Source organism: Rhodococcus sp. Q1 (genome assembly GCF_004153645.1).
Taxonomy (GTDB): domain Bacteria; phylum Actinomycetota; class Actinomycetes; order Mycobacteriales; family Mycobacteriaceae; genus Rhodococcus; species Rhodococcus gordoniae.
Window position 1 is genome coordinate 786,526 of the sequence record NZ_SDMJ01000002.1, and the last position, 10,142, is coordinate 796,667.

The 10,142-nt window shown below is 68.6% G+C and carries 2 protein-coding genes; both read right to left on the reverse strand.

Annotated elements, in window-relative coordinates:
- Positions 1–8: 8 nt before the first annotated feature.
- On the reverse strand, positions 9–5,843 hold the full coding sequence (locus EQ874_RS08515) for a non-ribosomal peptide synthetase (RefSeq protein WP_129976491.1): 5,835 nt from the start codon (positions 5,841–5,843) through the stop codon (positions 9–11).
- Positions 5,844–5,984: 141 nt separating this feature from the next.
- A complete protein-coding gene (locus tag EQ874_RS08520; RefSeq protein ID WP_207213507.1) occupies positions 5,985–10,100 on the reverse strand; it encodes a non-ribosomal peptide synthetase in 4,116 nt (1,371 codons plus the stop codon).
- Positions 10,101–10,142 lie beyond the last annotated feature (42 nt).

The window sequence follows — 10,142 nt, forward strand, 5'->3', positions numbered from 1 at the left end:
CTTGCCGGTCAGCGCCCCGAATCGAGCCGTCGGCCGAGGGCGGGACCGATCACGGCCCAGGCCTTCCGGGTGGCGAGGTCCCAGTGGGAGACGGGGACCTCGCGCGTGGTCACCAGTCCGTTCACGAACGGATACCACGTCTCCGCGGATGACGCGGAGCGGTCGGCCTCGGCGACGAAGACCGTCAGGTCCCCGTCGTAGACCTCGGGTCGATGTGACGCGAGGAGGGTGTAGGAGTGACGCACACCCTCGACGATCCGTTCGATCCGCTCCGGGGTGAGTACGTCGAACGGGGCCGGTAGACCCTCGACGATCTTCTGCGCGTTCTCGGGGGTGAGCTCGGTGAAGGGCACCGAGGCCTCCGGGACGTCCCCGCCGAAACCGAGGACCTCGGCGACGGTGGGTGCGGTCGCCCGCTCCGGAGCCGCAGCGCCTCGTGTCTCCGGGTAGGCGTCGAGCAGCGCGAGGGTCGGAACCTCCTGCCCGGCGCGGCGCAGTCGTATCGCGACGGCCTGGGCGAGGATGCCTCCCATCGACCAGCCGACGAGATGGTAGGGACCGTGAGGGTGGATCTCCCGGATACGCCGGGCGTACTCGTCCGCCCACGCATCGATGCTCGAGGGGAGAGCGCCACTCGCCCCGAGGGCGGGCGACTGCAGGCCGTAGACGGGACGGTCGCCCAGATACGGGACGAGACCGGCGAAACCCCATGCGAGTCCCGTCACGGGATGGATGCAGAACACCGGCGCACCCTCCCCACCGGCACGCAGGGGTAGAACGAGATCCAGGCCTGCGTCGCCGAGTGCGTCTCGCGCCGAGTCGCCGTGCGCATCGATCCGGGCGGCGAGTTCCTCGACGCCCGGATGAAGGAAGAGCCACGGCAACTCGACGTGGGCGTCGAGGACGTCCCGCAGGCGTGCGGCGACCTTCACGGCGCTGAGCGAGTTGCCCCCGATTCCGAAGAAGTCGTCGTCGAGACCCACGCGGTCCCGGGTACCGAGCACTTCCGCGTAGATCGAGGCGACGACCGTCTCCGTGCGGCTGCGCGGGGCGCGATACGGCGCCGAGGCGACCTCCGCTTCCGGAAGAGCCTTGCGGTCGACCTTGCCGTTGACGTTGAGCGGCAGCACGTCGAGCGTGACGAAGCCCTGGGGGACCATGTAGGACGGCAGGGTCCGGGTCAGCGCGGCGCGGATCGACGCGATGTCCGGCGATTCGGCGACGGGAACCACGAATGCCACGATCCGATCGCCGTTCTGCACGGTGACGACGGCGTCACGAACCTGCGGAAGCGCACGCAACGCCGATTCGATCTCCCCCAGTTCGATGCGGAAACCCCGCACCTTCACCTGGAAGTCGGCGCGATCGAGGTATTCGAGCGTGCCCGACAGCCCGTCCTCGTCGAACCGCCAGCGCACGACGTCGCCGGTGCGGTACAGACGCGTACCGGGTGCACCGAACGGGTTCGCCACGAACCGTTCGGAGGTGAGCTCGGGACGCCCGAGGTAACCGCGAGCGAGCTGGGCACCGGCGAGATACAGCTCTCCCGCGACACCCGGCGGCACCGGATGCAGGCGGTCGTCGAGGACGAACACCTGCGTGTTGGGGATCGGCGCCCCGATGGGCACGGATGTGTCCGCCGTCTCGGTGACTCGGTGAGCCGTCACCGAGACCGCCGCCTCGGTCGGACCGTAGAGGTTGACGAGGTCCGTGTCGGAGTGCTCGAGGGTGCGCTCCGCGGTGTCGACCGGAAGTACCTCGCCGATCGCCAGGACGCGTCGCAGCGAACCCGGCAGTTCTCCTTCTGCGTCGTCGAGCAGCGCATCGAGCATCGAGGGGACGACGTGCAGGGTCGTCACGTTCTCGCGGCGGATCAAGTCGTTGAGGTAGGCGGGGTCACGGTGTCCGTCGGGCGACGCGACGACGAGCTTCGCACCCGAGGTCGGCGCCGACCAGAACTCCCACACCGACAGGTCGAAGGTCGCGGCGGTCTTGAGGAGGACCGCGTCCCCCTCGCCGAGCCGGTACTCGTTCTTCTTCCAGACCAGCTGATTGACGATCGCCTCGTGCGAGACGACGACTCCCTTCGGACGGCCGGTCGAGCCCGAGGTGTAGATCACATACGCCGCGTTCCCGGCGCGCAGGGGTGCGAGACGGTCGGAGTTCCGCAGGGCGCGACCGTCGTACGCGGCGAGATCGACCGTGTCGACCTCGATCGTCGGGCGGTCACCGGGGAGGTCGATCCGGTCGCGGCCGGTGGTGAGCACACACGCCGGGTCGGCCGACTCCACGATGTACTCGATCCGCTCGCGGGGATGGTCGGGGTCGAGCGGCAGGTACGCTCCACCGGCCTCGACGACGGCATACATCGCGACGACGAGATCGATCGAACGACGGATGGGGAGGGCGACGACCGTCTCGGGGCCGACTCCGTGTTCGATCAGCATCCGTGCGAGACGGCGTACCCGCGTGGCGAATTCACCGTAGGTGAGTTCGCCCTTCGCATCGACGAGCGCGCAGGCCGACGGTGTTGCGCGGACCTGGTCGGCGAACAGGTCGGCGAGGGTCCGGCCGGGGCCCACCGCGACCTGCTCGGCCTCCCATGCTTCGAGCATGGCGGCGAGCTGGTCGGGATCGTGCAGGTCGATGTCGCCGACCACGACGTCCGCGTCGTCGGCGACGACCGACAGGATCCGCAGGTAACGGTCGACCATGCGGCGGACGGACGACTCGTCGAACAGGTCGGTGGCGTAACCGAATTCGATGTCGAACCCACCGGGTCCGCCGTTCACGCCGCGGTCGACGATCGTGACGTGGAGGTCGAACCGGACCGACGAGGACGAGGCGTCGAGCGGTTCGACCCGCAGGCCCGGCAACTCGAGCGCGTCGAGAGTGAAATTGTGGTACGACAGGCCCACTTGGAAGAGGGGATGGCGCGCCGGCGACCGAACCGGGTCGAGCACCTCCACGAGCCGCTCGAACGGGACGTCGGCGTGGTCGAAGGCCGCGATGTCCACCCGGCGCGCCTGGTCGAGCAGTTCGGTGAAGGACGCGCCGAGGTCGACGTCGGTGCGCAGGGCGAGCATGTTGACGAACATGCCCACGAGGTCGTCGAGTTCGGGTGCCGATCGGCCCGCGACGGGCGTCCCGATCACCACGTCGTGGGTGTTCGACAGTCGCGCCAGCAGCGCCGCGAGCGCGGCGTGGACGACCATGAACGGCGTCGTCCCGGTGCGGCGTGCCAGCGCGGTGATCGACTCGTAGGTGTCGCCGTCGAGTTCGGTGCGCACGGTGCCGCCGCCCGAGCCGAGGATGGCGGGGCGGACGTGGTCGGTGGCGAGGTCGAGGTGGTCGGGGATACCGGCGAGCGCTTCGGTCCAGTACGCCAGTTGCCGGCCGGCGACGGAGCCGGGATCGTCGTCGCTGCCGAGGACCTCGCGCTGCCACAGCGTGTAGTCGGCGTACTGCACCGGCAGCGGCGTCCACGCCGGCGGACGGCCTCCGGCGCGGGCGGTGTACGCGGTCACGAGATCGCGCACGAGCGGCGCGAGCGACGTGCCGTCACCGGCGATGTGGTGCATCACGAGCATGAGCACGTGGTCGTCGGTTCCGGTCTCGAACAGGGCCGCGCGGACCGGCACCTCCGCGGTCACGTCGAATCCACGTCCGGCGACGGCCGCGAGCCGCTCGACCAGTGCCTCTGCCGGAATCTGCTCCACCGGCACGTCGACCGCGACCCTCCCGGGTTCGAGGATGCGCTGTTCCCCGGTGCCGTCGACCTCCGGGTAGACCGTGCGCAGGGTCTCGTGACGTTCGACGATGTCGGCGAACGCCGTACGCATCGCGTCGATGTCGAGCGTGCCCGCGAGCCGGACCGCCAGCGGAATGTTGTAGACGGCGGACTCGGGATCGAGGCGGTTGAGGAACCACATGCGCTGCTGGGCGTAGGACAGCGGCAGGCGTGCGGGTCTGGGCCGTGCGACGAGCGGCACCGTTCCGCCGGACGAGGTGGCGTCGAGACGGCCCGCGAGCCCCGCGACGGTCGGTTCCTCGAACAGCGCCGCGGCACCGACCGTGACTCCGAGACGTGTCCGGAGACGACCGGTGACGGAGGTCGCGAGCAGCGAGTTGCCGCCGAGATCGAAGAAGTTGTCGTCGAGCCCGACCCGGTCCACACCGAGCACGTCGGCGAACACCTCGGCGATCGCCCGTTCCGATACCGTGGCGGGGGAACGGAACTCGGTGGCCGTGATCTCGGGTTCCGGCAGGGCGGCGCGGTCGACCTTGCCGGACGGGGTGAGGGGAATCCGGTCGAGGACGACGACGGCTGCGGGAACCATGTACGCCGGAAGCAGGTCTGCGACGTGGCGGGTGAGGACATCCGCATCGAGCGCCGCGCCGGCCCCGTGCACGTACGCCACGAGACGTGTCTCCCCGGCAGGTGTCGGGCGGCCGAGGGTGACGGCGAAATCCACTCCGGGGAAGGACGACAGCGCCCCGTCGATCTCCCCGAGTTCGATGCGGAATCCGCGCACCTTCACCTGGAAGTCGTTGCGGCCCACGTAGACGATGCCCGCATCGGCGCTTTCGGGTCCGCGTACGACGTCACCGGTGCGGTACATCCGTGCGCCTCCGGCAGCCGCGACGAATCGTGTCGCCGTCAATCCGGGACGTCCGTGATAGCCGCGGGCCACGCCCGGACCCGAGACGTACAGTTCCCCCACGACACCTGCGGGAACCGGATGCAGACGCGAGTCCAGCACGGACTCCGACACGTTGCGGATCGGGGGCCCGATCGTCACCCGGTCGCCGGGAGCGAGTTCGTCCGAGATGTTCGACATGATCGTCGTCTCGGTGGGGCCGTAGCCGTTGAAGAATCGGCGTCCGGGAGCCCATCGCGTCACCAGTTCGGGCGGGCACGCCTCACCACCGACGACGACCGTGTCCAGCACGCCGAGCCCGGACGGGTCCACCGAGGACAACGCGGCCGGAGTGACGAAGGCGTGGGTGACCCCGTGTCGCAGAACGAATTCTGCGAATTCGCCACCGCCGAAGACCGAGCGCGGCGTCACGACCATGGTCGACGACGCCCCGATCGCCAGGAGCAGTTCGAGGACGGAAGCGTCGAAACTCGGCGATGCGAAGTGCAGGGTGCGCGAATCGGCCGTCAGGCCGTAGCGTTCGACCTGCTCCGCACAGAAGTTCGCGAGACCGGTGTGGGTGACGACCACACCCTTGGGCCGTCCGGTCGAACCGGACGTGTAGATGACGTAGGCGGCGTTGTCCGGTCGCAGCGGACCGCGTCGCTCGTCGAAGCCCACCGGGGTCGAGGCCAGCGCCTCCGCTTCGGACGACACGTCCGGTGCATCGATCCGCAGCCACTCGACGGTCTCCGGCAACGAGGAAGCGGTGTCCGAAAGGGTCAGTCCGGTAACAGCGCCGGAGTCGACCACCATGTGCTCGACCCGATCGGGCGGGTATGTGGGGTCGACGGGTACGAAGGCCGCGCCCGTCTTGGCGACGGCCCAGGTGGCGACCACCGATTCCGGCGACCGGACGAAAGCCAGCGCTACGACGTCCTCGGGGCCGATACCACGGCCGATCAGCAGTCGCGCCAGACGTGACGAAGCGGCGTCGAGTTCCGCGTAGGTCGTCGATCCCGATTCGGAGAGCATCGCGATACCGGAAGGATCGCGCTCGACCGCCGCGGCCAGCAGATGCGGGAGAAGCGCGGTCGCGGGACGGCGGCGTAGACGGTGCTTCCACCGGCGAGAACCGCGCTGTCGGTGAGCGTCTGCGGACACCGCCGGACTCGATTCCGGCCCGATTGCACTGGTGGTCATGCCCTCCCCGATCTCGCCGGGGGTACGCAGAACCAGACGTCGCGAGAGTTCGCGGCGCCCATCGATCGAGCATCCGTGTGGACTGGTCCCCGACTACCGGTCCACACCTGCCGATCGTGATCGAGTCTGGCACAGGCCGGGCTAGGGCTCCACTCGAACGGACGGACCGACTCCGTCTCGCCGGTTGCCCGACTGGGCAATTCGGACATTCTCACCGCAGGTGAACTTCGCCAGGATCGGCCCGATCTCACGGCATCCTTCATCGGAGGTGATGCCCCAGTGATCGACGTCCACGATGTGCCGCACCACGCGACCGGTGACGAACGGATCCCACTCCCGAAGCGAAGGCTGTTCCCGGCGGGAGGATTTCCCGGCCTCGACGAACAACATGTTCCCGTCGAACAGGCCCGGTGTGTGACCTTCGAGCACCTCGAAGGAGTGGGTTATGCCGCGCAGAATCCCGTCGAGGGGAAGCGACCCGAGCGCCGGCCCGTTGTCGTCGGCCGGGTTGTTTGTGAAACGAAACACACCTGCGGGTGGTGTGTCGCCACCCTGCCCGGCCCCCATCAGGCCTGCCATCGCGACCTCCGCCGGATCGACCCGATCGGTCAGGACGATCCGTACGTGCGCGTCGAGGAGGGTCAGCGACGAGACGATCGATCCCGCACGCTGCAACCGGACCGCCATCTCGTGGGCGATGACGCCACCCATCGACCAACCGACGAGGTGATACGGACCGGCGGGCCGGACTTCACGAACGGCCTCGACGTAGACGGCCGCCCATTCCTCGATGGACCCGGGTAGCGGCGCGTCACCCGACAGTGCCGGTGACTGCAGTCCGTAAACCGGGCGTCCGTCCTCCACATACTCGGCCAGCCCGGCGAAACTCCACGCCAGGCCGACGACGGGATGCACGAAGAACACCGGTGGACCATCGGCATCCGGTGTGCGCAGCGGTAGCACGATGTCGAAAGCCGCGCTGCGTCCGTCCTCGCCGGTCGGGTCGGTGCGATCGATCCGTTCCGCGAGATCGGCGACCACAGGACTGTCGAAGATCCACTCGACCGGCACGGTGTGCCCCACCGCAGCCGCCAACTCGCCGTTGACGGCGATCGCGAGCAACGACGTACCGCCGAGTGCGAAGAAGTCGTCGTCCCGTCCCACTCGCTCGATCCGGAGCGTGCGAGCGAATGCCGACGCGACAGCTGCTTCGGTGTCCGTCCGTGGCGGACGGTACCGAGAGGCTTCGGCCCGCAGAACGGGAAGAGCATTGCGGTCGAGTTTTCCGGTGGTCCCCCGGGGCAGTCGGTCGAGCAGGCCGATCGCGGTCGGAATCATGTATCCCGGCAGCCGCTCGGTGAGGGCGGGTCGTAGCGCTTCCACGTCGAGGTCGGTGTCGTCGTCCGCCACGACGAAGGCCACCAGCCGGTCTCCCCGGTCCGCGTCCTTCTGCACCGCCGCGGCGGCGGTGATCACCCCCGGGCACGAACGCAGCGCATCCTCGATCTCGGCGAGTTCGACCCGGAAACCGCGGATCTTCACCTGCTGGTCCCGACGTCCCACATACTCGAGTTCGGTGCCGGCCGATGTCTCCACCCACCGCACGAGATCACCGGTGCGGTACAACCGTCCGTCGCCGAACGGGTCCGCGACGAACCGAGCGGCGGTCTCCGCCGTACGGCCGAGGTATCCGCGCGCAAGCTGTACCCCACCCAGATACAGCTCGCCCACGACCCCCACCGGAACCGGGTTCAGGCGCCCATCGAGCACGCGCACGGTCGTGTTCCATGCGGGCACACCGATCGGAACGACATGCCGGTCGTCCTCCCGCACCTCGTGGGCAGTGACCGAGACGGTCGCCTCGGTGGGACCGTAGAGATTCGTCAGCACGGCATCCGAGCACTTCCGGAATCCCTCGGCCGAGGCGGGCGACAGCGCTTCCCCGATGGACAGCACCCGGCGCAACGAGGCGGGGTATCCGCCGGTCGCTGCCGCGGTGAGCATATCGAGCATGGTCGGTACGGAGTGGAAGGTGGTGACCTCCTCCCGATCCATCAAGGCCAGCATCGCCGCAGGGTCGAGATACCGTCCGGGCGGCGGAACGACCAGGCATCCACCGGAAGTGAGCGCACCCCAGAACTCCCACACCGACAGATCGAAGGTCGGCGGTGTGTGCAGCACTGCCACTTCACGGTCGTCCGCTCCGAACCGGGAACGGATCCATTCCAGCTGGTTCACCACCGCCCGGTGCGGGACGACCACCCCCTTCGGGGTTCCCGTGGAGCCCGAGGTGAACAGCACGTAGGCCGCATTGTCGGGTGACAGCGGCGAAATCCGGTCCGCATCGGTGAAATCGTCCGCCGGCAACTCTTCCCACGCCGGGTCGTCGATGTCGAACAGAACCGCGTCACGGGTATCGACCGTGCGGGTTGCGCCGGTGGTCTTCGACGAACGGAGAACGAGCGCGGGACGGGCGGTGTCCACGATCTGTTCGATCCGGCCGGGCGGCAGAGAAGGATCGAGGGGAACGTAGGCGCCGCCTGCCGTCGAGACGGCGAACATCGCGACGACGAGCTCGAGAGAGTTCGGCATCAGAAGTCCTACCCGGGTCTCGGGTCCGACACCTGCTGCGACGAGTGCGCGTGCCGTACGGTTCACCCGCGCAGCGAATTCCCGGTACGACGCTCGTCCGCCGGGGTGGACCACCGCGGTGGCCTCCCGGACACGGGATACGTTTCTGCGGAAGAGCTCCGGTAGCGTCTGCGCGTCGGCCGGGTGTCGCCGGCCGCCCGAGATGTGCAGGAGGCGGGTGCGTTGCGCGGGGTCGAGCATCTGTGCCTCGCCCACCGGCCGCGTGGGGTCGGTCACGAGGTCGCGAACCAGGCGCACGAACATGCCCGCGAGTGCCTGCGCGGTGGACTCCTCGAAGAGATCTGTCGCGTAGGTGAGCACACCGGCCAACCCGTCCACCACGCCCTCGCCGTCGTAGCGTTCGGCGAGGATCAGGTGCAGATCGAATTGGGAGACGTTCCTTTCCGCTGCGAGACTTTCGGCCTCGAGACCCGGTAGGTCGAGATACGCGCGCGACAGGTTCTGGAAGGACAATCCGACCTGGAACAACGGGTGGTGCGCGAGAGACCGCACCGGATCGAGCACCTCGACGAGTCGCTCGAACGGCACATCGGCGTGCGCGAACGCGGCGAGGTCCGCCTTCCGGACCCGGGAGAGCAGAGTGGAGAACGACTCCACGAGATCTACCTCGGCCCGGAAGACGATGGTGTTGACGAACATTCCGACGAGGTCGTCCAGTGCCGGGTCGTTCCGTCCCGCGACGGGAGTACCGACCACGATGTCGCGCATGCCGGACAGCCGGGAGAGCAGCACCGCGAACGCCGCGTGAACCACCATGAACGGCGTGGCGCCGTGATCCTGCGCAAGTGCCCGGAGCGCCGTGTGGACCTCCGTACCGATCGAGACATCCACGCTTGCACCACGATACGACTGCGCCTTCGGCCGCGGGTGATCGGCGGGAAGGTCGATCCGGTCGGGGATCCCGTCGAGGGCGCGACGCCAGAAATCCACCTGTCGGGAGGACATCGAGCCGGGGTCGGACTCGTCGCCGAGGATCTCGCGCTGCCACAGCGTGTAATCCGCGTACTGCACGGACAATTCGGGGAGCCGCGGTTCCGAACCGGAGAGTCGGGCGACGTAGCAAGCCGCAAGATCCCGGGTCAGCGGTCCCATCGAGTAGCCGTCGGCGGAGATGTGGTGCACCACGACGACGAGCACGTGCTCCTCCGGCGCCGTCCGGAGGAGTTCGACGAGGAACGGGACCTCACGGGTGACATCGAACCGAGTGGAGACGACCCGTTCGATCCTGCCGGCCAGCGCATCCGGCGAGATGTCGACCGGGACGAGCCCGGACCGCACCGAGTCCGCACCGAGAATGTGCTGTACGGGACGGCCGTCGACCTCCGGGTAGACCGTCCGCAACGACTCGTGCCTCGCCACGACGTCATCGATCGCACGGCCGAGCGCGTCTGCGTCGAGCGCTCCGGTGAACCGGACGACGACCGGAATGTTATAGGCCGCAGACGAATCGAGACGGTTGAGGAACCACATGCGTTGCTGCGCCAACGACAACGGCACCCGCTCCGGACGCTCCCGCACCGCCAACACCACAGTCCCGGCACCGGCACCGGCGGTGTCGATATCGACACGGGCCGCCAACTCCTGCACCGACGACGTCTCGAACACCACCGGCACCGCCACCCGATACCCCAACCGCGCCGACAACCG